General features: G+C 68.8%; 22 protein-coding genes and 1 pseudogene. 6 read left to right on the top strand and 17 right to left on the bottom strand.

The window, feature by feature from the left end; genetic code table 11:
* The first annotated feature begins 12 nt into the window (after positions 1-12).
* Entirely contained in the window at positions 13-849 is an 837-nt protein-coding gene (locus LWC34_RS18090; protein ID WP_233726207.1) for a DUF4097 family beta strand repeat-containing protein, read from the top strand.
* Between the two features lie 82 nt (positions 850-931).
* Positions 932-1894 carry a formylglycine-generating enzyme family protein gene (locus tag LWC34_RS18085; RefSeq protein ID WP_233726206.1) on the top strand — a complete coding sequence of 321 codons (963 nt, stop codon included), beginning with the start codon at positions 932-934 and terminating at the stop codon, positions 1892-1894.
* A gap of 111 nt (positions 1895-2005) precedes the next feature.
* On the opposite strand, the gene LWC34_RS18080 is transcribed toward LWC34_RS18085, so the two are convergent.
* Positions 2006-2863 (bottom strand): LysR family transcriptional regulator, encoded by an 858-nt coding sequence (locus LWC34_RS18080; RefSeq protein ID WP_233726205.1) that lies wholly within the window; start codon positions 2861-2863, stop codon positions 2006-2008.
* Between the two features lie 70 nt (positions 2864-2933).
* On the opposite strand from LWC34_RS18080, the gene dapA reads away from it, so the two are divergent.
* The 4 genes and pseudogenes from dapA to LWC34_RS58830 all read left to right on the top strand — a co-directional run bounded on the left by dapA (position 2934) and on the right by LWC34_RS58830 (position 5795).
* Positions 2934-3806, top strand: coding sequence for a 4-hydroxy-tetrahydrodipicolinate synthase (dapA, locus tag LWC34_RS18075; protein ID WP_233726204.1), 873 nt, complete (start codon positions 2934-2936; stop codon positions 3804-3806).
* A gap of 60 nt (positions 3807-3866) precedes the next feature.
* Positions 3867-4358 carry a PH domain-containing protein gene (locus tag LWC34_RS18070; RefSeq protein WP_233726203.1) on the top strand — a complete coding sequence of 164 codons (492 nt, stop codon included), beginning with the start codon at positions 3867-3869 and terminating at the stop codon, positions 4356-4358.
* Positions 4355-4756 (top strand): annotated as a pseudogene (locus LWC34_RS58835) (PH domain-containing protein); the annotation flags it as partial. The gene LWC34_RS18070 and the pseudogene LWC34_RS58835, both read left to right, overlap by 4 nt.
* A 517-nt stretch (positions 4757-5273) precedes the next feature.
* A complete protein-coding gene (locus LWC34_RS58830; protein WP_372496547.1) occupies positions 5274-5795 on the top strand; it encodes a PH domain-containing protein in 522 nt (173 codons plus the stop codon).
* A gap of 356 nt (positions 5796-6151) precedes the next feature.
* Here the strand turns inward: LWC34_RS58830 and LWC34_RS18060 are convergent, their stop codons facing one another.
* From LWC34_RS18060 to LWC34_RS17985, 16 genes are all read right to left on the bottom strand, one after another.
* Entirely contained in the window at positions 6152-7129 is a 978-nt protein-coding gene (locus LWC34_RS18060) for a hypothetical protein (RefSeq protein WP_233726201.1), read from the bottom strand.
* Positions 7113-8423 carry a hypothetical protein gene (locus tag LWC34_RS18055; protein WP_233726200.1) on the bottom strand — a complete coding sequence of 437 codons (1311 nt, stop codon included), beginning with the start codon at positions 8421-8423 and terminating at the stop codon, positions 7113-7115. The genes LWC34_RS18060 and LWC34_RS18055 overlap by 17 nt, the downstream gene beginning before the upstream one ends.
* 241 nt (positions 8424-8664) lie before the next feature.
* Positions 8665-9921 (bottom strand): transposase, encoded by a 1257-nt coding sequence (locus tag LWC34_RS18050; RefSeq protein ID WP_233726199.1) that lies wholly within the window; start codon positions 9919-9921, stop codon positions 8665-8667.
* Positions 9922-10097: 176 nt separating this feature from the next.
* Positions 10098-11537: an IS1380 family transposase gene (locus tag LWC34_RS18045; RefSeq protein ID WP_233726198.1), complete on the bottom strand. Its 1440-nt coding sequence runs from the start codon at positions 11535-11537 to the stop codon at positions 10098-10100.
* Positions 11538-11793: 256 nt separating this feature from the next.
* Positions 11794-12750 (bottom strand): transposase, encoded by a 957-nt coding sequence (locus tag LWC34_RS18040; protein ID WP_233726197.1) that lies wholly within the window; start codon positions 12748-12750, stop codon positions 11794-11796.
* Between the two features lie 330 nt (positions 12751-13080).
* Positions 13081-13392 (bottom strand): phosphopantetheine-binding protein, encoded by a 312-nt coding sequence (locus tag LWC34_RS18035; RefSeq protein ID WP_233726196.1) that lies wholly within the window; start codon positions 13390-13392, stop codon positions 13081-13083.
* Positions 13389-15161: a condensation domain-containing protein gene (locus LWC34_RS18030; RefSeq protein WP_233726195.1), complete on the bottom strand. Its 1773-nt coding sequence runs from the start codon at positions 15159-15161 to the stop codon at positions 13389-13391. The genes LWC34_RS18035 and LWC34_RS18030 overlap by 4 nt, the downstream gene beginning before the upstream one ends.
* Positions 15158-16765, bottom strand: a complete 1608-nt coding sequence (locus tag LWC34_RS18025; protein ID WP_233726194.1) for an amino acid adenylation domain-containing protein — start codon at positions 16763-16765, stop codon at positions 15158-15160. Before LWC34_RS18025 ends, LWC34_RS18030 begins: the two co-directional genes overlap by 4 nt.
* Entirely contained in the window at positions 16762-18165 is a 1404-nt protein-coding gene (gene amcH / locus LWC34_RS18020) for an adenylate-forming 2-oxoglutaryl-ACP ligase AmcH (protein ID WP_233726193.1), read from the bottom strand. Before amcH ends, LWC34_RS18025 begins: the two co-directional genes overlap by 4 nt.
* Positions 18162-18734, bottom strand: a complete 573-nt coding sequence (gene amcG, locus LWC34_RS18015; protein WP_233726192.1) for a cispentacin moiety biosynthesis protein AmcG — start codon at positions 18732-18734, stop codon at positions 18162-18164. Before amcG ends, amcH begins: the two co-directional genes overlap by 4 nt.
* Positions 18731-19873 (bottom strand): cispentacin biosynthesis acyltransferase subunit AmcF, encoded by a 1143-nt coding sequence (amcF, locus tag LWC34_RS18010; protein ID WP_233726191.1) that lies wholly within the window; start codon positions 19871-19873, stop codon positions 18731-18733. Before amcF ends, amcG begins: the two co-directional genes overlap by 4 nt.
* The gene (gene amcE, locus LWC34_RS18005) at positions 19864-20364 is read right to left on the bottom strand and encodes a cispentacin biosynthesis cyclizing decarboxylase AmcE (RefSeq protein ID WP_233726190.1); all 501 of its coding nucleotides are present in this window, start codon (positions 20362-20364) and stop codon (positions 19864-19866) included. The genes amcF and amcE overlap by 10 nt, the downstream gene beginning before the upstream one ends.
* A complete protein-coding gene (locus LWC34_RS18000; RefSeq protein ID WP_233726189.1) occupies positions 20351-20803 on the bottom strand; it encodes an acyl-CoA thioesterase in 453 nt (150 codons plus the stop codon). Before LWC34_RS18000 ends, amcE begins: the two co-directional genes overlap by 14 nt.
* Entirely contained in the window at positions 20800-22188 is a 1389-nt protein-coding gene (amcC, locus tag LWC34_RS17995; protein ID WP_233726188.1) for an amipurimycin biosynthesis protein AmcC, read from the bottom strand. Before amcC ends, LWC34_RS18000 begins: the two co-directional genes overlap by 4 nt.
* 45 nt (positions 22189-22233) lie before the next feature.
* Positions 22234-22503 carry a cispentacin biosynthesis acyl carrier protein AmcB gene (amcB, locus tag LWC34_RS17990; RefSeq protein ID WP_233726187.1) on the bottom strand — a complete coding sequence of 90 codons (270 nt, stop codon included), beginning with the start codon at positions 22501-22503 and terminating at the stop codon, positions 22234-22236.
* Positions 22504-22508: 5 nt separating this feature from the next.
* The gene (locus LWC34_RS17985) at positions 22509-24803 is read right to left on the bottom strand and encodes a type I polyketide synthase (RefSeq protein ID WP_233726186.1); all 2295 of its coding nucleotides are present in this window, start codon (positions 24801-24803) and stop codon (positions 22509-22511) included.
* Positions 24804-24885 lie beyond the last annotated feature (82 nt).

Raw genomic sequence — 24885 nt, 5'->3', positions numbered from 1 at the left:
GGGAGATTTGTCATGCCTACTTTCGCAACGCCTGGCCCGATCACGGCCACGTTGTCCACCGGTGGCGCCAAGGTGCGCCTCGCAGCGAGCGAGCGGCCGGACACGGTGGTGCTGGTCGAACCCATCGACAGCGAGAACAAGACGGACCTGAAGGTCGCCGAGAAAACCAAGGTCGAGTTCGCCGAGGGCGAGCTGAAGATCGAGACGGTCAAGGCCGGGGACAAGAACGGTTCGGTGGCCATCACGATCGAGTTGCCGGTCGGATCCAAGCTGGTTCTGGAAACGGCCTGGTCGGACATCCAAGCCAGTGGCGCGCTCGGCGACTGCGCGGTGGACCTGGCGTCAGGGCAGGTCAAGCTGGACCACGTGGCCAACCTGCATGGACACCTTTCGACCGGTGAGGTCGAGGTCGCGCACGTCGCCGGGACCGTCAGCATCGAGGGCGGCGCGGCCGGGGTGCGGATCGGCGCGGCTGAAGGCGTCGTGAAGTACCAGGGCTCGACCGGGAAGGTCTGGATCGGCCACGGCATGTCCGACATCGATCTCAGCGGCTCGGGCGGCAGCTTCGACATCGACCGCGCCGACGGCAACGTGATCGCCAAGGCGGCCGACTGCCCGATCAGGGTCGGCCGGATCACCCAGGGTCAGGCGGTGTTGATGAACGCCGCCGGGGGCATCGAGGTCGGCATCAGCGAGGGCACCGCGGCCTGGGTAGACGCCAAGAGCACGAAGGGGACCGTGCGCAGCTCTCTCCCGGCGCAGGACGCCCTGGACGAGTTCGACAACAAGGTCGAGGTCTACGCCCGCACGCGGCTCAACGACATCGTCATCCAGCGGGCGACCGGCTGAACCGGTGGCGCCACGATGGCGCCACCGGGAACTTCAAGGGTGCGCCGAGAATAGGTATGCACATACCTGTATGCTGCGACCTATGAATCGTAGGTCGCAGGTAAAGACCCTGATCGCCATGGCCGCCATCGTCACGGCGGGATGCACGACGCAAAGCGCCAGCCAGGACACGGCATCCACAACGCCCGTCCAGCCGCCTGCGACCACAAACGCCGCGCCGTCTCCGTCGGGGCAAGGGCAGCCGAGGCCAGGCATGGTCCTCATACCTGCGGGCAACTACCCACTGGGACGCGACGACGGTCCGGCCGAAGAGCGGCCAGCGCACCAGGTCGCCATCAGGCCGTACTACATCGACGCCTACCCGGTGACGACCCAGCAGTACGTCGACTGGGCGAACACCCACACAAACCTGGTCAACGCACGCGGTGGCGACCGCCGTCGCTGGGACGGTCCGCTGCACCCGGCGGAGAGCGACGCGGTCCGTGACCAGAACGGACGCGAGATCTTCACGACCGACGACAGCGACGACGACTCGCGCGTCCTACGCCGTGACGGTCGGTTCGCCGTCGAGCAAGGTTTCGCTGATCACCCAGTGACCGAGGTCTACTGGTGGGGCGCGCACCTGTACTGCCAAGCGCGTGGCGCGCGGTTGCTCACCGAAGCGGGGTGGGAAGCCGCGGCCAGGGGCACGGAAGGACGCACGTACCCCTGGGGCAACGAGGCGCCGAACGACTCACGCGCCCAGTTCGGCAAGCGCTATGGCGAGACCAGCCCGGTGACGGCACACCCTGCGGGAGCCACGCCGCAGGGTGTGTACGACCTCGTCGGAAACCTGTACGAGTGGACCAGTTCCCTCGACCGTCCATACCCGTACGTTGCCAACGACGGTCGTGAAGATCTGCTGTCACGGGACCTGCGCATCACCCGCGGCGGCGCGCACGACGAGCGGGCGGCGAACATGCGCCCGACCGACCGTGACGGATACTCGCGTGACCCCTTCGCTGGCCACCACCACATCGGCTTCCGGTGCGGGGCGGACGCGTAACCCGAAGTGATCAGGAAACGAGAAGGTCATCGCTTCGATGAAGCAGACGACTACCGGGACATCTACGCGCGCTGATCACCGAGCTGATCAATAAGGCGGTGTCGTGAAGGATCAGTGAGCCGCGGCGCGCAGCGCGGATCGGGCGGCCGCGATGGCGGGATGTTCGCCGGTTCCCTTGCGGTAAGCCAAATGCGTCCTGCGCCTGATGGGCAACGCGGTCAACACGACAGAGGCGGGCGGCGCGGCAGCGCCAAGATCGGGAACGAACGCAACGCCTTGACCGGCCGCCACCAACGCGAGCACGGTCCCGAAATCGTCAGCATTGTGGCGGATGCGCGGCGTGAAACCGGCGGCCTCGCAGGCTCTGATCGTGAGGATGTGGCAGAGAGTGCCTGGCGTACCGGCGATCCACGAGGAATCACGCCGCGCAGCCAACGGTTCGTCGGTGAGCGCGGCAAGGTGCACGGTCTCTTCCATCAACGGTTCGGTCTGCAATCCCGGATCGGACACGGCAGGCACGTGGTCGTACTCCTGAAGCAGAGCCACATCCAGGCTTTCGTCGCGCAGCGCGTCGGGCACTGATGCCGGGTCCAGTTCGGCGACCATCAGATCAAGCCCCGGATGGTGCGTGCTCAGCTCCACGAGGGCTGGCGTCAGGATCGTTGCCACGGCCGTGGGGAAAACCCCGATCCGCAAAGTTCCGGTGAGCTCGGCCGCGGCCAGTTCGGCCTCCGCCTGCTGAAGCGTCGCGAGGATCGACTCGGTGTGGTCGACGAGCCGAAGAGCCGCGGGAGTCAGCGTCACGCGTCGGCCGGTCCGTTCCAGCAACGGCACGCCGGTCTCCCGTTCGAGTGCGGTGAGCTGCTGCGACACCGCCGACGGCGTGTAAGCAAGCGCTTCGGCGACGGCCGCGATCGTGCCGCGGCGGGACAACTCGCGCAGGAGCCGGAGCTTGCGAACGTCGAGCATAAGCACACCTTACGCTCGGCGACAGAAATGCGAACTGGACCTGAACAGTGGACTGCGCGATGGTCGAAGTATGTCGCTTACGGGTCTTTTCGTTCCGCTCGTCACACCGTTCACCGATGCCGACGAACTCGCCGCCGAAGAGCTGGAGGCGCTTGCCCACGGCGTGCTCGACGACGGCGCGAGCGGCATCGTCGCACTGGGCACGACTGGCGAACCGGCGACCCTGACAGCTGCGGAACGCCGCAAAGTCGTCGACATCTGCGCAGGTGTATGCGAACAACGCGGCGCGCGGTTGATCATCGGTGCCGGGTCGAACTCGACCGAGGGGTCGGTCGACGCATTCGCCGATCTCGATTCCCGAGTCGCCGCAACGCTGACCGTCGTGCCCTACTACACCCGACCGTCCGAAGACGGTGTCGTCGAACATTTCCGCAGACTCGCGGCCACGAGCCCGGTGCCGGTGATCGTATACAACGTCCCGGCACGCACTGGCCGGGCGTTGAGCGCCGACACTCTGGTTCGGCTGGCTGAAATCCCGAACATCATCGGGTTCAAGCACGCGACCGGCGGGATCGACGATGCCACTGTGGGGTTCTTGAGCCGCGTGCCGAGCGATGTCTCGGTGCTGTCCGGCGATGATCTTTACACCGGCGCGCTGCTCGCACTTGGTGCCAGTGGGGCGATTCTGGCGTGCGCCAACGTGGCCGCTCGTGCCTATGTCGACCTGATCGCGGCTTGGCGTGACGGCAAAGTCGAGGACGGGCGACGCTTGCACAACCAGCTCGTCCCACTGGCCAGCGCGTTGTTCGCCGAGCCGAATCCCACTGTGATCAAGGCGGTTCTCGCTGCGCAGGGCAAGATTCCCACGCCCAACGTCCGCCTTCCACTGCTTCCCGCCAGCAAGCAAGCAACGGCGACCGCTTTGGAGCACGCTGAGATTTGACGCTGGCGCCCTCTCCCAAAAACTGATATCACTATGATAGGCAGTCGATGGGGAGGGGCGATGACGCAGATCGAGCTGAGGCCCCCGGGCCACCAAGTGGAACGGCGTGCGATGGGTTGGTGGGCAACGCAAGCATTGTTGGCGATGCTTGCGCCGATCCTGATCCTTGGCCTGCTCGCTCTGCTCGTCGCGCCAGCGAGACTGTGGCTTCTGTTGCCAGCCGGGATCATCGGCATCGTTGGTGTGGCCGTCATCCTGATCATGCCGCAGTGGCGCTATCGCGTGCACCGCTGGGAAACCACTGATGACGCGGTATACACCAGGTCTGGCTGGGTCATGCAGACCTGGCGGGTGGCGCCGCTGTCGCGTATCCAGACCGTCGACACCGTCCGTGGCCCGCTGCAGCAAGCGTTCCGACTGTCCACAGTGACCGTCACGACCGCATCGGCCGCTGGGCCCGTCAAGATCGACGGCCTGGACCACGAATTCGCCCGCGACCTGGTCGAACAGCTGACGAAGGTCACGCAGGCGGTGCCAGGGGACGCGACATGAACACCTGGCGACGGCTCGACGGCCGCGTGGTCGTGGCGACCGCGATATGGGCCGCGTTGTTCCTGATCGCCGCGATCGCGGTGATGTGGTGGCGGGAAGCGCCTTGGTGGCTGCATCTGTCGGTGACCGGCGCGGTCGTGATTGTCGTTGCCTACGAAGCTGTTCGGTGGCTGAAAACCCGCTACCGGCTCACCGATGAACGTATCGAGCTGATGTCCGGCATCCTGTTCCGGGCGCACCGATCCATTCCACGGCAACGCATCCGGAGCGTCGACGTGATGGCCGAGCCGATCTCCCGGATGCTTGGCATCGCGCGGGTCAAGATCGGCACCGGACATCGGGTCAGCTCGACCACGAATGCCGTGCTTTCCCTTGACGCGCTGGCGAAACCCGACGCCGACTGGATGCGTCACGACCTGATCCAGCCCACCGGAATCGACGACGAGACGACTATCGCCCGGATCGACTGGAAGTGGATCAAGTACGCACTGCTGTCGATCTGGGTGCTCGCGCTCGGCGCGGGCGCGGTTGGCTTAGTCTACAAAGGACTCGACATCATCGGCGCCAACCCGGACAAGGAAGTCATTCCCGCGGTGATCCGCTGGTTGTCCACGGTTCCGCTCGCACCGGTGATAACCATGATCGTGCTGGCCACGTTGCTGGTCGGCGTGATCGGCGCGCTGGGTCTGTACGTGGAAATGTGGTGGAACTTCAGGCTTGTCCGTGAGCCCAACGGCTCGCTGCGCGCCGCTCGCGGTCTGGTCGTGACCAGATCGGTGACGCTGGAAGAGGAACGGTTGCGTGGCGTGGAAGTAGCGGAACCGTTGCTGCTGCGCTGGGGTGGCGGTGCGTACACATACGCGGTAGCAACAGGAACAGGCACAGCTGAGGAAGAAAACAGCATCTACAACACGAGTGCGTTGCTTCCGCCTGCTCCTCTTGGTGAGGCGCATCGGGTTGCGGCCAACGTGTTGCGCGAATCTCAGGCGCCAACCCAGTCTGTACGACTGGTGCCGCACACCAAACTCGCGCGGTCACGGCGGTTGCGATGGGCAGTTGGTAGTGCTTGGTGCTTTGACCACAATTGTGGTGCTGCACATCGCATGGATCTCCGGGGTCGTGCTGTATCCGGTTGCGGTTTTGTTCGCTCTGGACGCGTACCGCAACCTCGGGCACGGCCTGACCGGGCGATATCTGGTGACGCGCCACGGCACGTTCAAGCGCCGCACGATCGCCCTACGCCGGGACGGCTTGATCGGCTGGAAGGTCAACCAATGGGCGTTCCACCGCAAATCCGGGCTGTGCAAGCTGACCGCGATCACCGCGGGCGGCCGCGGTGCGTATCAGGTCAAGGACATCATCATGACCACCGGGATACGCTTCGCCGACGAGGCCGTTCCCGGTGTCCTCAGCCAGTTTGTGGTCCACAGGCCTTGATCGCGAGGATCAAGGTGTCCACGAGGTGGTCGAAGAACTCGTCGGGCGTCGGCTTGGTGACCCCGACGGCTTCGGCGAGGGAGGTGCGGGACGTTCAGGTCTGCTTGGGAGCCCAGCCAGTCCGCGGGCACGGGTGATTCGCCAGGTGTGCGGTAGTCCACCAGCAGGGCGAACCCGAACAGCTTCACGCCGAACTCGGCATGTACTTGGTAGGCGTCGATCGGGGACAGGCCGATGCCCATGAGCAAGCCGAGGAACGCGTCCGGATTCCGCAGCCTGGCCGGGTGAACCCCGCGTGCTCGGACGTCCTCGTCGAGCGAAACCAAGAGGGCGCGGGGAAATCGTGGCGCTTGTTCTTATTCGCTGTAAAGCGGCATATGTTTGAGGTCGGGCATCTCGTAGAGCTGAACGGGGGCAGAGGTGAGCACGCTTTCCCCGAACGCGGCGTCGATCTCCTTGTCGACCAGGTCTGCCAAGCGGACTCCGTCGTGGCGCAGCAGGTCGTCGCAGGTGGTCGCGATCCGCCGGAAGGCCCGTTCGCCTTCTTGGGCGCGCTGCAGATCGCCCCTTCTCGCTGCTTCCCGGATTTCCTCGTACGCGACCCGAATTTCGGGGATCTTGAACCAATCGGCCCGTTGTTCCGTTGTGGACACAGTGAAGACAAGATACGGCTTGGTGATCTCTTTGCCGTCGGGGCCAAGCAATCTGCCATCCGTGGCGATCGTCAGATCGCTGGCTTGAGCGAAGTCCCGCGGAGCACGGACCACGCAATAGTCACCTGGCAGTAACTCCTCGAACGTGGTGAGCACGCCGATCTCAAGCTCGGTTTCGTTCTGGGCGCCGACAAGGAGATTGAGCGCGGACTTGACCGTTTTGACCAACGGCAGCGCCGGTGCGGCCAGGCTGACACCAGCCAATGTGGACAGTTCGTCGAGCACCGCGAGATAGGGCTCGACCAAATCGGACTGCGGGATCGAGAACAGGCCGAGCTCAACCTCGATATCGCCGCCCCGGTAAGGAATCGGCCCGAGCAGGCGGATGTTGACGGTGACGACCCTGTCCTGGTTGCTGGCGTCGAGCTTGGCCAGCAGCTTGGGGGCAGCGACCACGATCAGTTCAGCGTTGCCGCCAGTCCTGGTCGGCAGCGAGATGGAGCTGGTGACTGAGCCCCGGTAGGTGGTGGTGCCGACGCGCCTGTCGGCCAGTCGCATCGAACGCAGAAAAGCGCTGACGTAGGCCACATCCGGTTCGACAGCTGCTGTCGTTGCGGCGCCAATCCTTGTGAAGAACCAACTTTCCGCAGGTTCCCGCGTCGCCTTAGTCCACCAGCCCATGACACCTCTCCTTGATGCCGAGTTCGTTGGCGACCTGTTGCGCCCAGATCCAACTGGAAAACTGCACGTACGCGTCGCGCTTGGTCCGCTTGTACGCAAAGCCGACTACCGTGCCGTCCTCGTCCAGCAACGCCACACCGGAGTCGCTCGGTATTGTCACAGGGTCGGTGTACGACCGGATCCGTCCAGCCGGGTCAGGGTCGTAGGCGTCCATGTCGGTGGAGAGAACCTTGGTGCGGACGCAGTCCCCGTTGATCCGGTGGAACAACACCTTCTGATACGGGTTGGGGATCCGTCCTTCGTAGATCCCAGCGAAGGTGTCCGCGATGGTGATCGATGGCGTCTCGTCGAACTGGAGCAAGCAGCTGTCGGTGACGATGCCCTTGGCAACGATCCGTCCGTACGCGCCGCGGACAATGATCTCGCTTGGCGACTGTTCCACCGCATGTAAAGCTGTTGTCGCGTATATGGTTTCGCCGTCACGAAACACCAACCCGACCGACGCTTTCAGGGTCTCATTGATGCCCACGGCAACCGCGTCCTGAGGCAGGCAGGTGTGCTCCATGTCCGGCATCGGGCCGAGGACAGCGCCGAAGTTCACGTTCTCCGCGATCTCCACTACGGCCTCGATCGCCTGCCGCCCTTGGAGTTTGGCGAACCGGTCGGTGATCAAATCAACGACCGTGCTTTCGCGGGACACCAGCGGAAGCAGGATCTCGTCGGCCGAGACATCGAAGTCAAGCTTGGCCGGTTCGGTCACCGAGTCGTCCTGCGTGAGTACGAGCAAGCTGTGCCGGGTCCCGTCAGCGTGCGTCACGAGCAGACGGTCCGCGCCGTCGATCATCTGCGGCTCTCGCTGGGATGCGGGCCCGTTCAACACCGACCACCAGTACATGCCCGCCAAGAGGACGTCTGGGTTCGCCGCGCCACCGATGGCGGCGGCGAAGCGCTGCGTCGCGTCTCCGGTTTCGGCCAAAGGCTGCTGTCTGGCGCCACCGAGGATGTCGTTCATGAGAGTGGCCAGATTCCGCTGCTCACCTCGGACGCCGCCGCCACCGTGGGCAACCGGATCGATCGGCACCGCGCCACCGCTCGCGGCTTCGGGAGGCCCTGGTTGCCAGACAAGGGTTTCCGCAGGTTCGTCCGTGCTCCAGATGAGAACCTCGTCCTTGCCGCTCGCCTGGCCTGTCTCGCCCCGCCCTTCCTTGCTCTGGCCCTTCTTCCCCTTGGTCTTCTTGCTCTTGTGCGTGGACCGCTCTGGCTTCGGCATTGGCATTGGCATCATCGCCGACATAATGATCACCTTCCAGCTGACGCGTCATTCTCCGCCAGCAGGGCAGGGACCATGGCAGAGTCCAAAGTCCCTAGGAGGCCGCTGAATTAGGGTGGTTTGCGGGTTGGTTGTCACCGAGTGATGGCAGGCGAGGACCTGGGCCTTGCTGATTCATGGGCGATGCTGGGCGTTCAGGGAGCCCAGGGCGGTTGCTCGACGAGGTTCACAATCCCCAAGACTGGGGGTTGGGCCGTGGTTTCCCTCAGGTAGCCAGGGTCCAAGCGCCCGCCGTATGGGTCAGGCCGCGACCGATGAGGTTGCGGAGGTTCAAGGCTGCGGTGCGGCGTTTGAGCCAGGCGTTGTTCTTGCCGGTGCCTAGATATCGGAGTTTGAGACGTCGGCCACCGCGGCTGGCGATCTGGGAGATGACCCGTTCCACGTTGGGGCGGAACGTCCTGTAGCTCTCGCGCAGTTCGGGCTTGTCCGCCCAGTCGCGTCGGGCTTGGCGCAGCAGGTCATCTCGTGGGTGCAGAACGATTTTACGGCCGGTCTTGGACGTGGTGCACTGTGCACGCAGTGAGCAGGCACGACAGAGAGCGCCAAAGGTGGCGACCCGGGTCCGGCTGATCGGGCGGGTGATGTCGTTGGGGCAGGTGACCGTGCCCGCTTGCTCGTCCACGGTGAAGTCGTCCACGGTGAAGTCGTCCACGGTGAAGTCGCCCTCGACCGGAGCCCGCAGCGGCTTGGGCTTGATCACCGCCTCATGCCCGGCATCGTCGATCCCACCGCGTAGATCCCCTGTGCCATAGGCGGAATCGCCGTGCCACGCGCGCTTGCCGTCCTCGGCGTCGAGGAACTCCTCGGCCACAGCGGGGTCGGAGTTCTCCGTGCCGGCGGCCGTGGTCACCTTCTCGTCGGTGACGATCCCGGTCTCGGGCTCGGCCGCCACGTGCGCCCGATACCCGTCCCGCCGGTTCTCCGGGGACTTGCGGGTATGCCGCGCATCCGGATCCACTGTGGACACCACCCGGTCCGGGGCGACCTTGCGGGCGATCCGCCACCGCCCATCAGTGCCGTCACTGCCCTCGGCGGGCTCGGCATCCTGACCGGCGACCAACGCCAGCAACGCCAACGCGAACTCCGCGTCGCCTTCCAGTTCGGTATCGGCCAGCGCCGCCACCAGCGCGTTCGCATCGTTGACCAGCGCGGAGACCAGCGCGTCCCTGGCGGCCGGGTCGTCCCAGTCGATCCTCGGCTTGTCCGGCCGACTGTAGTCATGGCCGGTACACACCTTCGCGATCTGCTCCGCCGCGCCGGGCACCTGCCGATCCACCCGCCGGATCGCCGAGATCAGCTGGGTGATGGTGTCCTGGGTGGCGACCGCGTCGGCCAGGATCGTGGAATCCACCGCCCGCTTGCGGCGGCCACGCAGGATCCCGGTCTCCTCGACGACCGTGCGCACCGCGTCGTTGATCCGATGCGGCCGCCCCGAGGTGGCCAGTCGTTTGCGCCAGTACACCAGCGTCGAGGGGTCGAACCTGGATTCACCGTTGATCTTGGGTTGTGGTTGTGGTGGTGGGTGGTTGTGGTGGTGGGCTGGTGGTGTGTGGTGTGGTCGTGTGGGAGTTGCTGGTCTGCCCAGCTTTTCCACTGTGGTCTTTCGGGTTGGGCCTGGTCAGGCGGGTGGTTAGGGGTTCAGGCGGGGTGGGGTGGGGCGTGGATGGTGGTGAACAGGTGGGTGAAGTCGGTGGCCCAGGGCCAGTCTTGTGGTAGTCGCAGGGTGATGTGGCGGGCGGTGCGGGTGACGCGGGCGGCGATGGTGATCAACCGGCGGCGCAGGGTGGTCAGCCGTGTTCGGGCGTGGGCAGGGCCGGCCAGGCAGGCGGTGGCGCGCAGGAGGTTGTGGGTCAGGGCGGCCAGGGACAGCCAGGCGGCGTTGGCGGCGAACAGTCCGGACGGGAAGTGGGCCAGCGGGCCGGCCGCGAGTTCGGCGAAGACGTGTTCGATCGCGCCACTGCGTTGGTCGTGCAGACGCCAGGCGGTGGCCGTGTCGAAGCCGGCCGTGTCGGGCTCGGTGGTGTCGGGCTCGGTGGTGGCGGGCCTGGTGGTGGTGGGTGGGAGGTTGGTGAACACCGCGTGGTAGCGCCAGGCTGGGAACAACTCGCCCTGCTCGTCGCGGGTGGTGATCCGGGTCCGGCGGACCAGTAGCCGGGCGGTGGTTTTCTGGCCGGGATTGACGGTCGGGTTGGTGAACGCGGTATGGCTGGTCTCGGCGATCTGGGCGGTGTGGATCAGTTGCCCGGTGTGCGGGTCGAGGACCGGGTCGCGGTAGGTGTGCTGCTGCCAGGCGTGCTCGGTGATCGCGTCGATCGCCTCCCGGATCGCGGAATGTTGTGGGGCGGTGATGGAGAACCAGGCCCCTTCCCGCGCCAGCATCGTGATCAATTCCCCGACATAGAACCCGGAATCGCCGCGTACCAGCAGCGGCCCGGTGGCGCCCGCGGCGCGGGCGGTGCCCAGCGCGCGGCGGGCCAGCGAGCTCACCGCGCGGCGGGTATCGGCGTTGCCGCCCCGTAACCGGGTCGCCACGATCACCGGCCTGCCCGCCGCTGTGGTCAGGGTCGCGGCCAGCGTGTTCAACCCCAACACCCCGGTATAGCCGAACGCGGCCCCGTCTTTGCCCCGCCCGTAGACCTGGCTGATTTTCGAGTCCAGATCCAGCAACCCCAACCGGTCGGCCCCCGCCAGCAGCGGCGTCAGCTCCGCCAAGCGGGCCAGCAGCCGGGCGGAGAGTTTCTCCAGCTGAGCGACATGACCCATGCTGAACCAGCGCAGAAACGTGCCCACAGTAGACGATGCGCGGATCCCGCTGAACAACCCCGCCATCCCACCATGCCGCACCAGGTCCAGATCACTGATCGAGTCCGCGCCCGCGGCCATCCCCGCCACGATCGAGCTGATCTTCGCGCCCGCGTTCGCCCCCACCGAACCACCCAGCCGCACCAGCTCACCGGCCAGCTCCGACAACCCCGCGTCCTCGGCCAGCCGCATCACCGCCACCACACCCGCGTGCGACACCAATCCCGGATCGTCGAACCTCACCGACACCGCGCCACGCGTATGCGATGCTCTCACCTAACCGATGCCCTCTCACTCGGTCCGATATGTTTCTCTCGTAAGAACAATCATCCCAAGTCAGAGGGCATCTGCCCGTCCACGACACGACCAACCCACCAAGATCTTCGGTGAATCCAGGTCAAACGTCCTTCTCGCCATGGGCTCCCTCGCCACACGCGGGTAACAGAGCAGTCTGCAACGTCATGGCCAGATCCACGACGTACACGCCGTCACCCAATCGGGTGGGGAATTACGTGACGCCACAGGTGGGGAATTACGTGATCGCAAACCCAGCTTTGGTGGGGAATTTCATGATCGCCGACAGTGCCCGGCGGTGCAGCCGTGTCCACGCCGAGGCCTCCAGGGCTTCGGCTCGGGTGCGCAGGGCGGCGATGTTGTCCGTGCCGAGCACGAAGTCGGCCTGCTGCGCCCACCGGTCGAACTGCGCGGTCAGCGCGAAGTCGGTGTCCCCGCGCAGGCACACCCGCTTCGCGTACGGCGCGACGAGGCCGATGGCCTTGTCGATCCAGGCCGGCGCGTCTTGGTGGCTGGGTGCGTTACCCGGCCGGTTGACCAGATAGAGCACCTCCCGGGTGTTGGCCAGCGTCACCACCAGCGGCGCGTAGCCCCAGATGCCCTTGTAGCCGATGTCCATGCCCTGTTTGAGCCGGCCGATGGTGGGCACATTCGTGCCGTCCACGTCCAGGTAGGCCACCTCGCCGAGCAGGTCGGCGCCCCGGCCGCGCCACACCTGCGGCCGTACCGAGTTGATCGCCTCCATCAACCCCACGATGTCGGCCTCGGAGAAGCGGCGCAGGAAGTCCCCGATCGTGGCCGGATCCGGCAACAGCCTGGCGCCCAGCCCGTTCATCAACGGCACGTCGTTGCGCAACCGGTCGACGTCCTGCAGACGGGTCCCACCGCACAGCACGCTGTAGGCCAGGGTGAACACGTGATCGGATTCGTGGTAGGGCAGATGGATCTGCAACAGCTCCAGGCCGTCGTCGATCGCCTTCACCAATCCCAGCCGCGTCACCAGGCGGTGCATCGCGAACAGCCCACCGAACGCAGTCGCCTCGACGTTGCCACCGACCTCGTAGTTGATCTTACCCGAGGTGAGCATCGGCTCGGACCGCTCACCCCACCGCCCTGCCTGCCGATGCCGCGCCTCGACCTTGCGACGACGGCGTGCCGAGTTTTGCCGGCTCTGCTCATGCGATAGCTTCTTCACCACAAGGGTCTTTCTTGGTCGGGCTGCGTTGGAGTCGCAAACCCGGTCAGGATAAGACCCTTGACCTATCTCCGGGTGGCTCTACCACCTCGACACGCTTACTGAAGGGCTAGCTGAGCGTCGGGGCGCGTGCAAGTTGGGGACCTGGGATCTGGGATCAATCACTCGCGGGAAGCCGTCGAGGACTCGGTGGTTATGACAGTCCGTTGGCCCTCCCAGAGGTGATCAGGCTGCCGTGCCATCGCCCAGCCCGATAACAGCCTCCCAGCCCGATCACCACGCCGGCCTTCTCGGATGAGGCAGTGGCTGCATCCGGTGAAGGGCGCGAGTTCAGTCGCCGGCCGGATCGGTGGCGGACTCGACGGCCTCGGCCAGCAACTGGGAGAGGCCGTCGACTGTCGGGTTCTCCAGGATCGTGCGCACCGGTACACGCAGTCCCAGCTCGGTCCGCAACCGGGACGACATCCGGACCGCGAGCATCGAATGCCCGCCCATGGCGAAGAAGTCGTCGTCGGGATCGACCCGCGGCACCCCGAAGAGCTCACACCAGACCGCGGCGACGACGGCGGCTGTCCCGGTTCGGACGCCGTTGAACTCGTCCTCGGCGGTGGAGGCCTCGACCTTCTCGTCGTCCGCGCTCACTCGCCGGCCCCCCGCGCGGACCGTCGTTGCTGCAGCCGGTTCCGGCGGTCGCGCAGCCGGGCCGCACGCGCCTGATCAGCCGGCTCGACTGGCGCAGGTCCTGTCCGGGGGCCGTCTGCCAGGTGCCGCGCAAGCGCGGCGATCGTCGGGAACTCCAGCAGCGACACCAGCGACGTCTTCGCTCCGGTGCGGGCACCGATCAGAGTGTGCACGGTGGCGAGAGCGAAGGACGTGCCCCCGAGGTCGAAGAAGTTGTCGTCGAGGCCGATGTCGTCACGGCTCAGCACCTCCCGCCAGATCTGGATGAGGTTCTGCTCCATGCCGGTGCAGGCCGACATCGGGAGATCGAGGCGAGGCGCCACCGTCGCCGCCGCGGGACGCGAGGTCGCAGGAACATCCTCGACCGGGCCGGGCAACGACCGGATTGGGGCCGTAGGGTCCGAGACGGCCGCGACGAGCAGCAGCTCGAACTGCTCGGCCATCCGGGCGATCGTGGCGGCCTCGAACAGGTCGGTCCGGTACGTGAGCGTCAGGTCGAAGTCGTCACCCGCCCCGGCCGCCCGGAAGACCATCATGTCGAGGTCGACCTTCGCCCCGGTGGGCGGGAGATCGAACGCGGTGGCGCGCAGGCCCGGCAGGTGCGGGCTCACGATCGGCTCCTGCTCGAGGGAGAAGAACGCCTGGACCAGGGGGGCGTGCCCGGGATCGCGCCTGGGCGCGAGCTCCTCCGCGAGCTGCTCCATCGTCACGTCCCGGTGGGTCAGGACGTCCAGCAGCTCCGACTGGACCGACCGACAGAGGTCGGCAAAGTTCCGGTCGCGGCCGGCCTCGACGAGCACCGGTAGCGTCGTGGCGAAGAACCCGATCACGCTCTCGAGCTCGACGCGGTCGCGGGCACTCACCGGCACGCCGACGAGCACATCCCGAGTGCCGGCGAGGCGGGAGAGGAAAGTGGCGTAGGCGGTCAGCACCAGCACGAACGGTGTCACCCGCAGATCCTGCGCCAGCCGCAACGCCGGTCTCATCACCGCCGCGCGCAGCCTGTGCCGGTGGCTGCCCCCGTGCGGGCCGGCGACCGCCGGCCGGGGTCGGTCGGCCGGCAGCCGCAGCACCGTTGGGACCCCGGCGAGGCGGTCCCGCCACCAGCCGAGCTGCTCGGCGTCGACGGGGCGGGCCCGCTGCCATGCCGCATAGTCGGCGAACTGCAGGGCCGGCGCGGCGCGCTCGGGCCCACCGGCGTACCCCTCCGCCAGCTCGTCGAAGAACACCTGCAGCGACGGACCGTCCGAAACCAGCTGGTGCATCGTGACGACGAGCAGGTGCCTGCCGGGCCCCAGCCTGAGCAACCGCGTCCGCAGCAGCGGCCCGCGCTCCAAGTCGAACGGCTCGTCGGCCCACGCCTGGGCCACTCGGAACGCCGCGGCGTCCACGTCCTCGGTCCCGTCGGCGTCCAGGTCGACGACGGGCAGCTCCGCGTCCGGGTCGCCGATCCGCTGGGCAGGTTCGAACGGCGGCGCGGTGCCGGGCGTGAAGGTCGTACGCAGCGCATCGTGCCGCGCGACGACGCGCGCCACGGCGCTCCGCAGCCGCGGCACGTCGAGCGGGCCCTCCAGGCGGACCGCCACCGTGATGTTGTACATCGGCGTACCCGGATGGAGCAGTTCGACCAGGTACAGCGCTCGCTGGGCACCTGACACCGGCAGCGGTCCCGCCATCCGGTCCAGCACCGGGATGTGGTCCGGCGTCGCCACGGTGACCCTCTCCATCATGCTGCTCCCTCGTTCGCCGCCAGCACCGTGTCCCTGGCAGCCAGGGCGAGCCGGTCTACCTTCCCGCTGGGTGTGCGCGGCAACGACTCGACGACATCGACCCGGACCGGCACCATGTAGGCGGGCAACCGGTCGCGCAGGTCCGCGAGCAGACCCGCCGTCCAGGCCGATGTGTCCTCCGGAGCCGACTTCGGCACAAGGAACCCACGGAGGTTCCGGTCCTCGGCCGCAGAGCCCGCGACCACCACCACCGCCTGCGCGACGGACGGGTCGGCGGCCAGCACGCTCTCGATCTCCCCGAGCTCGATCCGAAACCCCCGCACCTTGACCTGTGTGTCCTCCCGGCCGAGGAACTCGAGGAGACCGTCCGGGGTAACCCGGCCGAGGTCGCCGCTGCGGTAGGCCGGCACGGCCGGGTCCAGAGGGTCGGTGCGGTAGCTGCGCGCCGTGCGCTCGGGGAGGTTGAGATAGCCGGGCCCGACGGCCGCACCGGTGATCCACAGCTCCCCCACCTCGCCGTCCGGCACCGGCCGGCCATCAGGATCGCAGACCCGGATGCCGGTGCCGGTGATCGGCCTGCCGATCGACGGCAGGTCGGCCCAGGTGGTCACGTCCGCGGGCAGCTCGTACCAGGTGGCGACGTGGGTCTCGGTCGTGCCCCACTGGTTCACCAGCCGGCAGTCCGGCAGCCGGGTGAACATCGCCCGGATCGCTGCCGTGCTTTGCACCTGCTCCCCCGACGTGAGGATCTCGCGCAGCGGGTGCCGCTGCGGGGTGGCCTCGTTGGCGAACAGGGCGAGCGACTGGATCATCACGAAGGGCACGAACAGGCGGTTGACCCGTTCGCGTTCGACGAGGTCCCAGAGCAGCTGCGGATCCAGCCGCTCGTCCTCGTCACAGCAGATCACGATGCCGCCCTCGCCGAGCGTGGGAAGCACCTCCTGGTAGATCACGTCGAAGGACGCGGGCGAGAACTGCAGCGTCCGGTCGCCCGGCCCGCACTCGCTGGCACCGGCCTGCCAAGCCACGAGATTGGCGAGGTTGCGATGCGCGTAGCGCACGCCCTTCGGACGGCCGGTCGACCCGGAGGTGTAGACGATGTAGGCGGTGTCGTCGCCCGCGACCTCGGGTGCCTCGAACGCCGGGACGGCGCCCGGCGCGGGCCGCGCCGGGCGCGCGGTGGCGTAGCCGACCTCCCGGTCAGTCATGACGGTGGTGAAGCCGCCCAGCCGGTCGAGGGCGCCCTGGTGGCCGACGACCAGCTCGACGCCGGCGTCGGCGCACATGAACCGCAGCCGCTCGGCCGGGTACCGGACGTCCAGTGGCACCGCGACGTAACCGGACCGCAGCAGCCCGATCAGCGTCACGACCAGGTCCACCGACCGTTCGAGGCATACGCCGACGGCCGTGCCGGGAGCGGCGCCGAGCTGCCCGACCCGCGCCGCGATCCGCGCGGAGCGCTCCCACAGGGTGCGGTAGTCGACAGCCTCGCGGGCCGAGCGGACCGCCTCGGCGTCCGGCGTCCTCCGAACGCGGTCGGCGACCGCACGCAGCGCCGGGACAGTGGTCTCCGTGGTCTCCGCGGTGCCGGAATCGGTGGTCATTTGCTCCACTCCTCGGTCGTCGCCTGGCTCAACGTGATCCGATGCGGTCGCTCGGCGCGCAGCAGGACGAGGTTGAGCGCGTTCTCGATCTCCGCCGCCTGCCGCGGCCCGGGATCGTCCACGGCAACGTCCAGTCCGTAGCGCAGCTCGTCGCGGTCGTCCCGGTAGACGGTGGTGGCCACGCGCCGGACGCCGGGCACCCCGGCGGCGATCCGCCGCACCGAGGGCAGCCAGACCTTTTCCCCGCCGACGACGACCGAGTCGCCGGACCGGCCGCGGAAGAAGTGGTAGCCGTCCGCGTCGATGTCGAAGCGGTCGCCGGTGGTGACGATGCCCGCGACGGTCGGGGCGCCGCCGGGGAGTCGTTGGCGCAGCACCGTGTCGGATTCGACGACGAGCTCCGCACCAGGCCCGTCGCCCGCGGAGTCGCACAGGTACGTCCGCACCCCCGGCAGCGGGACGCCGACCGAGCTCCAGCGGTGCTCGGGCTCGCGGTGCGCTGCGAGCGTGGTCACGCGCGGGCCGGCCTCGGTGAGGCCGTAGGTGAGGTAGAGCTCCTCCAGCCAACCGCCTGCCAGCAGGGAGCCGACGTGCCCTGGGTCCAGCGCGTCGCCGCCGACGGTGAGCACGCGTAGCGCGGCTCGCCCGGCAGGCGGTTCCGCGGCCAGCCGGACCGCTGTGCTGGGCGTCAGCGAGGACACCGTGACGTCGTGAGCGCGGATGGTCTCAGCGAAGGACCGGGAGGTGAACGGCGGTCCGGAGACGACCAGCCGCGAGCCCCGCACGAACGCGGCCAGCGCCTGCGCGACCAGGCCGTAGGAGTAGTACAGGGGCAGGGACACCAGGACCGTGTCGTCCGCGCACTGGCCGACGGCGGTGGCGTGGCGGTCGGCGTTGCGCAGCAGTGCGTCGATGCCGTGCAGGCAGCCGGTCGCGATCCCGGAGGTGCCCGACGTCATCAGCACGACCTCGCCCGGCTGATACCGCTGGTGCGCCTGGGCCTCCAGCAGCGCCGCCTCGCACCGGCCGTCCAGCGGGTGCACCGCCACCGCCCCGTACCGCGCTGGGTCGATCCGGGGAGCGATCAGCGCTGCGCCACCCAGCTGCCGAGCGATCTCGGCGATCCGCGCTGCTCCCGCCGCTGGCGGGAGCAGCACCGGAACCGCGCCGGCGAGCAGCGCCCCGAAGAACGCGGCAAGCGCGCCCCGGCCGTTCGGCATCGCGATCAGCACCGGGGAGCCGGGCGGCAACTCCAGGCCTGCGACCGCGTCGACGACGGCCTCGGGCTCGTCGGGCCCGAGGCCGGACGGGCTGCCGGGACCTGATCCGGCGTCCACGCACACAGCCAGGAAGGCGAGCACCGCGGCACGCTCCACGCCGCCTGTCACGCTCGCACTCACCGCGGCGCTCCGGACAGACGCAGGCGGGGTGCGGCCCCGACCAGAACACACTGCACCTCGTGCCCGCGCAGTGGATCGTGGTGGTGCACGGCGACCACCCCGTGGCTCGCCGCACCGGTCCGCAGCCAGTGCCTGGTCATCGTCAGGGCCGCCGGCAACCCGCCCGCCGGATCGGTGGTGATCGTGAGGGTCGGTCCTCGCAGGCCGTGCACCAGGCATACGAGACTGATCGGCCCACCGGCGCTCGCCCCGGCGAAGCGCAGCGGCGAGAGACGCCCACCCGGTACCGCGCGGGCAATCGCCGACATCGTGTCCAGGGTGCTGTAGGTGCTGACCAGGACCATCGCCGTGGTCCCCGGTGCCCGCACTTCGTCCGGGCACCCGGCCCACAGTTCGTCGACGGCTTCGAGGACCGCCCACGAGGCCGGGTCGGCGTACAGGGAGGGGATCCGCCGGTGCGGTGTGGCGTTCGCGGCGTGGCTGGTCCGAACGGTGGCCAGCGGGACCAGCCCGGCGCCCTCCGGCACCGCGATGTCCTTGACCGGCGTGGGCTCACGGCGGGCCGTCATGCGGGAACCTCCAGCGCGAGGCAGGTGGTGAACCCGCCGAACCCGAGCGTGACACTGAGCCCGACGTCGCCGGTGAACGGCAGTGGCGCGGCACCAGCCGGGAGGGGCAGCGGGAATCCCGGCATAACCGTGCTCAGCCCGGGCACCGGCGGCACTCGCTTGTCCCGCAGGGCCAGCAGCAAGGCGACGGCCCCCAGCGCTCCGGTCGCGCCCAGTGTGTGGCCGAAGGCGCCTTTGGTCGCGAACACGACCGGTGCCGCCCCATTCGTGAACGTACGAGCGAAGCCGCGGCTCTCGACGTCGTCGTTGACCGGGGTGCCTGAGCCGTGCGCGTGGAGCACACCCACCTCGCCGGTGCCGCGGTCGGCTGCGGCGAGCGCGGCGGTCACCGCTCGCACGACGGTGTCGCCGCTCGGGTCCGGGGCCGTCGGACCGGCGGCGTCGTTCGCCGAGCCGGTGCCGGACAGCCGACCCCGCACGCGAGCCCCGCGCGCCTGCGCCGAACGAGCGCGCTCTAGCACGAGGAAGGCCGCGCCCTCGCCGAGGATCGTGCCGTCGTGGCTCTCGTCGAAGGCCCGTAGCGCGGTGGGCGACATGGTGCCGAGTGCGGAGTGCCCGAGTCGTTTGGCCTGGGTCAGCACATCTACGCCGCCGACAACGCAGACGTCCTCCTCGCCCTCGGCGATCAGCGCGGCGCCGACCAGGATGGCGTCCGAGGCCGCCGAGCAGGCGGTGCTCACCATCAGCGGACGGCGGGTCATCCCCAGCCCCGTCGCGAGCACCTCGCCCCACCGGTCCAGCCCGACGGGCGGGACGTCCAGGTGCGATCCGTAGCTCGTGCCGACCACCAGCCGCAGCCGTGGGTCGGTGACGTCGAGCCCGGCGTCCGCCACCGCCGCCCGCAGGGTCCGCGAACCGAGCTCGTACTGGCGCCGCTCGGGGTCGAGGTCCATCGGCAGGTCCGGCAGGGCCGCCGCCTGGTCGTTGCGCAGCGGGTGCGCGCTCGGTACCGGCGCCACCCCGGTCGCCCCCGAGAGCAACGCCTGCCACACCTCGTCCAGGTCCGAGCCCAGCGCCGTGGACCAGGCCATCCCGGTGACCAGAGCTCCGGTGCCGCCGCCCTGGTCGCTCACCACCACTGGTGCCCCATGTCGGCGGCCTTGCGCCGCACCAGGTTCGCGCGAAACGCCGCAACCGTCGTCGAGTCCACGACCGCACGGCCGGAGAAGAAGAAGGTCGTGCCGCCAACCAGTCGGTCGGCCGTGACGGCGATGGTGACGGTGTCGCCGGGGGTGACGATCCGGAAGAACCGCGAGTTCATCGCACCGACCAGCGTGAGCTCGTCGTCGGCGAGCGGCGAGGTGCTGAGCTGGAAGAGGATGATCCCGGACTGGGCGAACGCCTGGCTCAGGTGGCTCGCGGGGAAGATCGCGCGCTCCGGGAAGTGCCCCGCGATCGCGTCCATCTGCGCCGACACCGCGAGCCTGCTGACCAGCCGCACACCCGGCTCGTAGTCGAGCACGCGGTCGAGGTAGAGCATTGGGTGCCGGTGCCGCAACCAGCTTTTGATCTCGGTGAAGCCCATCGTCCGACTTGGGTCGGTCGCGGCAGCGGGTTCAGCGGGGAACATCGGAGCGGGCCTCCTCGAGGACGGCGTGCAGGGCTGGGAGCAGTGCGCACGGCGCACCGGTCACGCGGTCCGTCAGCGCCACGACGAGGGAGCCGGTGGCGAGTTCGACGCTGTCCGCGAGCCGCCGGATCGTCGTGTCGATCCGGGCCCGCGCGGCACCGAGGTGCCCGACGACGGGTTCGAGGCTCAGCTCCTCGGGGTAGCGCGCCGGGAAGCGGTACCTCGTCGTGGCCTCCACGACGACGAGGTCGAGCCCTCCGCTCGCGAGCACCCCGAGGCCGACGCCGAGCCGTTCGAGGTTCTCCAGCAGGGCGGTCTCCTGCAGGACGGCGTACCGGGCGAAGTGCACGACGCCGGACGCGTCCGTGTCGGCGTGCTCGACACGACGGCGGACCGCCTGCAGCCGCGCACCCACCCGCGTGGACGGTGCGGCCGTCACGGCGCGAGCTCCGTCAGGGCGCGCGACCCGGCCGCCAGCCGCACGGCGATCGTCTCGACGTCGTCCGCGGTCACCACGAGCGGCGGCGCCACCCGCATCGTCGCGTTCACGTACCGCAGGCCGCGCGAACGGCGGCCGGCCCCGGACATGAACTCCACGTACACGCCGTTGCGGATCATGCAGGTGCGCAGCTCGCCGATGCGGGCGGCGGCGAAGTCGGTCAGCTCGACGCCGTGCAGCAGACCCACGCCGCGGGCCTCCCGGTACAGGTCGGGGAACTCCGCCACCACCCGGTCGCGCAGCAGCCGGCCCAGCTGGGCTCCCACCTGCCCGGAGCGCTCGACCAGGCCCTCGGCGACAATGTGCTCGAGACCGGCCCGGATCACCGCGCACGTGAGTGGGCGCAGGTCGGACGTGGACACGGCGCCGGTGGGACGCACGCCCAGGTCGCGGCGTGCGATCACCATCGAGGTGGACAGCGCCCCCATGCCGAGGTTCTTGCCGATCACCGTGATGTCGGTGGGGATCGGGCCCGCCTCATCGGTCATCGCGAAGAACCGGCCGGTCTTGGCGAAGGTCAGGACCTCGTCCGCCACCAGCAACGCGCCGCTGCGCGTCGCGAGCGCGGCCAGCTCGCGCAGGTAGCCGTGCTCGGGCACCAGGATGCCGGCGTCGCCCTGGACCGGTTCGACCACGACCGCCAGCACTTGTTCCCCGTTGCGGTCGAACCACTCCCTGGCCGCGTCGAGGTCGCCGAACGGGATGTGGTCGGTGCGGAAGCCGAACTGCTCCGGGGCGATCGTGGGCAGGCCGACCCGGTAGTGGCGGCGGTTGAGCAGTGGGAGCAGTCCGCCCGACCAGCCGTGCCACGCGCCCTCGAACCCGAGCACGATGTCACGCTGCTCGGCCCCTGGCACGGCCCGCAGCCGGCGACGGTCGAAGCGCGACTCGAGGACAAGGCGCAGGGCGAGCTCCATGCCCTCCGAGCCCGAGTTGCGCCCGCTGACCCGGTAGTCCGCCGCCGCGAACCGGTCCGCGAACAGCCCACCGGCGCCGAACAGCTGTTCCAGGAGCCGGGAGCGCTCCGCCGAGGCGATTTCGTCGGTCACGTAGCCGACATCGTGGACGGCAGCCGCCATGGCCTCGGCGATCACGTCCGAACCCGCCCCCAGGCAGGCGGAGCCGTACCCGCCGCTGGCGTCCAGCACCTCGAAGGCGCGTCCCGCCTCGCTGCCCTTCAGCTCGACGAAGTGCTGGACGATCCCGCGCGCCCCGGTGCACCCGAACGGCAGTGGCTCCGCTCCGTAGTGGTCGAACTGGACGTCGCGGTCGAACCAGGGCCTGGTGGGTTCGCGCCCGGCAAGCCCGATCACGTCGGCTGACATGGGTGTGTCCTCTCGGCGGAGCCTGGAGTCCTGGACGTCCGGACGTCAATCGCCGGCCACCGGGGAGCTGCCCCGCAGGGTGCGAACGAGGTCGGCGACGGTGCGGATGCTGGTGAAGTTCTCCGGGGTGAACTCGGCGTCGGAGATGGTGATGCCGAAGGTGTTCTCGCACTGGACCCGCAACTCGACGAAGCCGAGGGAGTCCAGCCCGAGGTCACCGCGCAGCCGGTCGTCGGGGGTCATCCTGTCCTCCGGAATCTCGACGAACAGGTCGGTGACCAGCATGGATCCGATGGATCGCTCGATGTCGTTCATGAAAGTCACTCTCTGTGGGCCGGGGAAGCCGGGTGGTGGACGAGAGCGGACACCTGATGGGGCACCAGGTAGGGACGCCGCTCGAACGGATAGGTGGGCAGGCGTACGCGACGCCGTCGCTCGCCCGCGTGCAGGGCTGCGAAGTCGACCGTCGCCCCGGCCGCCCAGAGCCGGCCGACCGCGGCGAGCGCCGTCCGGACACCGGTCGGTGAGCGGCCGGGCTCGTCCAGGACGTCGACGGACACCAGTTCGACGACGCCGGTGGCGGGCGCCGCCGATCGCTCCGCCCCGATGTGCACGACGATCTGCCCCGGTGCGCCGTCCAACGCCGCCGAAACGTCGCAGAGCAGCGGTTGGCCGGACCGGGCCGGGGCGGCCGCCTGAATGCCGGCTTCGGTGTGCGTGACGAGCAGGCGGGCGGCATCGGCGGGGCTCGACTCCGCGGCGATGGCCGCCGCGCAGCGGGCGCCGAGCCCCTGCCCGGCCACGGCGTCGGGGCGCAGACCCCAGGACATCAGCAGCCTCGCCGTCGCGTACTGCACAGCGAGGTGCGCCGCGGGAACCGCGGGCGCGCTCTGCGGGCCGGGGGCCGCGAGCAGCGCCCGGCGCAGGTCGTGGCCGAGATTCGGGTACGCGGCTTCGGCGATCTCGTCCAAGCAGGCGCGGAACACCTCGTCCGTGTCGTGGATCGCGGCGACGGAGCCCGTGCGTCGCCCCTCGGGCTCGGCGAACAGGAAGACGATGCGCGGTTGGTGTGTGCGACCAAGGTCTTCCCCGCCCGGCGTGCTCACGCGGAGGGCCGCGACAGCCTCGGGCACGTCCGCGGCGACCACGAAGTGGCGTTCGGAATGCGTCGCCCGACCCGTCTGCAACGTCCACGCGACATCGGCGAGATCGGCGTCCGGGCACCGTTCGAGGTGGTCGGCCAGTCTGCGGGCGACGTTGTGGAGCGCGGGCCCGGTCCGCGCCGAGATGACGAGCAGGTGGTCCGGTCGCCCAGGGCTCGTCGGGAGCGCGGGCGGCGGCTCGGCCACCACGGCGTGGGCGTTGGTACCGCCGAACGCGAGCACGTTCGTGGCGCCGACCCTGGTCCGTCCCCCTGACTCCCACGAAACGGTCCGGTCGTTGACGACGAACGGGGATGACGCGAAGTCGATCGCCGGGTTCGGCTCGGTGAAGTTCAGGCTGGCGGGGAGTACACCGTGCTCCACGCAGAGCACCGTCTTGATCAGTCCCACGATGCCGGCGGCCGCGTCGGCGTGGCCGATGTTCGCCTTGACCGATCCGATCCGGCAGTACCCTGTCCGGTCCGTGCTTTGGCGGAACGCCTTGGTCAACCCAGCGACCTCGACCGGGTCACCAAGCGCGGTGCCAGTACCGTGCGCCTCGACGTAGCCGATCTCGTCCGCACCGACACCGGCCACCAACTGAGCGGCGCGGACGGCCCCGGCCGCCCCGGCCACGCTCGGTGCGTGGAAACCCATCTTGCGCCGGCCGTCGTTGTTCACCGCAGTGCCGCGGATGACCGCGTGCACGTGGTCACCGTCGTCCAGCGCCTCGGCGAGCGGACGGAGCACCACCAATCCCACCGCGCTCGCCCGCACGGTGCCGCGGCCGTGCGCGTCGAACGGACGGCACCGCCCGTCGTCGGCGAAGATGTCGTCCGGGTCGTGCCGCAGCGTCGGGATCGCGGCCAGCACCGAGGCGCCGCCGGCAACCGCCATCGCGCAGTCACCCGCGAGCAGCGAACCGATGGCGACGTGCACCGCGACCAATGACGAGGAGCAGGCCGACTGCACCGCCATGGCAGGCCCGGTCAGGCCCAGCTTGTAGGCGATCCGGGTGGCGAGGAAGTCGACGTCGTTCGCCTGCTGGACACGGGAGTCCGGCAACGGGACACCCCGGGTGTGCCCCCATGCCCGGACAAGGGCTCCGTGGTCGGTGACCGATCCCCCGACGAACACGCCAGTCGACAGGCGTTCCGGGCCGCCGTACCCGGCGCGCTCGATGGCCTCGTGGGCGCACTCCAGCAGCAGCCGGTGCTGCGGATCCATGATCAGTGCGTCCTCGGGTGAGTAGCCGAAATAGTCGGCGTCGAAGAACTCCGGATCGCTCAGCAGGCCGTACGCCGGCACGTACCCGTCTTCCGCCGCCGCCAGTTGGTCGGGCAACACCGACACCGACTCCCGGCCGTCGCAGAGGTTTTCCCAGAAGGTCTCGACGTCCGAAGCTCCCGGCCACCGGCCCGCCATGGCCGTGACGGCGACGAAACCGCTGTCGTCAACGTCTTCGGTCCACATATCTTGTTCTCCGGTCAGAATCAAACGAAATTGACGCTTAACAGGCAGTTAACCGCGAACATTTACCTGCGAACATCCGCGA

The organism is Kibdelosporangium philippinense (assembly GCF_021390435.2).
GTDB lineage: Bacteria > Actinomycetota > Actinomycetes > Mycobacteriales > Pseudonocardiaceae > Kibdelosporangium > Kibdelosporangium philippinense.
This window is presented reverse-complemented; position numbering and strand designations above follow the sequence as displayed.

What these genes read in the sequence shown, in the direction of transcription:
- amcC (WP_233726188.1), bottom strand. Translation starts at nt 22,188, where the DNA reads ATGTCAGCCGACGTGATCGGGCTTGCCGGGCGCGAACCCACCAGGCCC.
- amcB (WP_233726187.1), bottom strand. Translation starts at nt 22,503, where the DNA reads ATGAACGACATCGAGCGATCCATCGGATCCATGCTGGTCACCGACCTG.
- LWC34_RS18090 (WP_233726207.1), top strand. Translation starts at nt 13, where the DNA reads ATGCCTACTTTCGCAACGCCTGGCCCGATCACGGCCACGTTGTCCACC.
- LWC34_RS18030 (WP_233726195.1), bottom strand. Translation starts at nt 15,161, where the DNA reads ATGATGGAGAGGGTCACCGTGGCGACGCCGGACCACATCCCGGTGCTG.
- LWC34_RS18060 (WP_233726201.1), bottom strand. Translation starts at nt 7,129, where the DNA reads ATGGGCTGGTGGACTAAGGCGACGCGGGAACCTGCGGAAAGTTGGTTC.
- LWC34_RS18080 (WP_233726205.1), bottom strand. Translation starts at nt 2,863, where the DNA reads ATGCTCGACGTTCGCAAGCTCCGGCTCCTGCGCGAGTTGTCCCGCCGC.
- LWC34_RS18085 (WP_233726206.1), top strand. Translation starts at nt 932, where the DNA reads ATGAATCGTAGGTCGCAGGTAAAGACCCTGATCGCCATGGCCGCCATC.
- LWC34_RS18025 (WP_233726194.1), bottom strand. Translation starts at nt 16,765, where the DNA reads ATGACCACCGATTCCGGCACCGCGGAGACCACGGAGACCACTGTCCCG.
- amcG (WP_233726192.1), bottom strand. Translation starts at nt 18,734, where the DNA reads ATGACGGCCCGCCGTGAGCCCACGCCGGTCAAGGACATCGCGGTGCCG.
- amcE (WP_233726190.1), bottom strand. Translation starts at nt 20,364, where the DNA reads ATGTTCCCCGCTGAACCCGCTGCCGCGACCGACCCAAGTCGGACGATG.
- dapA (WP_233726204.1), top strand. Translation starts at nt 2,934, where the DNA reads ATGTCGCTTACGGGTCTTTTCGTTCCGCTCGTCACACCGTTCACCGAT.
- LWC34_RS17985 (WP_233726186.1), bottom strand. Translation starts at nt 24,803, where the DNA reads ATGTGGACCGAAGACGTTGACGACAGCGGTTTCGTCGCCGTCACGGCC.
- LWC34_RS18070 (WP_233726203.1), top strand. Translation starts at nt 3,867, where the DNA reads ATGACGCAGATCGAGCTGAGGCCCCCGGGCCACCAAGTGGAACGGCGT.
- LWC34_RS18055 (WP_233726200.1), bottom strand. Translation starts at nt 8,423, where the DNA reads ATGTCGGCGATGATGCCAATGCCAATGCCGAAGCCAGAGCGGTCCACG.